The organism is Burkholderia sp. BCC1972, from assembly GCF_905339605.1.
GTDB lineage: Bacteria > Pseudomonadota > Gammaproteobacteria > Burkholderiales > Burkholderiaceae > Burkholderia.
Window position 1 is genome coordinate 1 of the sequence record NZ_CAJPGH010000116.1, and the last position, 219, is coordinate 219.

Genomic DNA, 219 nt, shown 5'->3' on the forward strand with positions numbered 1-219 from the left:
GCGGCCTTCGAACAGGTTGGTCGAGCCGATGAATTCGGCGGAGAAGCGGCTGTTCGGGAACTCGTACACCTCGCCCGGCGCGCCAATCTGCACGATCTTGCCTTCGCTCATCACCGCGAGGCGGCTGGCCATCGTCATCGCCTCTTCCTGGTCGTGCGTGACCATCACGCAGGTCACGTCGACCTTCTCGATGATGTTCACGAGTTCGAGCTGGGTCTT

At 61.6% G+C, this 219-nt stretch carries 1 pseudogene; it reads right to left on the bottom strand.

Annotated elements, in window-relative coordinates:
• Positions 1-219 (bottom strand): annotated as a pseudogene (locus tag U5798_RS37060) (polyamine ABC transporter ATP-binding protein); the annotation flags it as partial.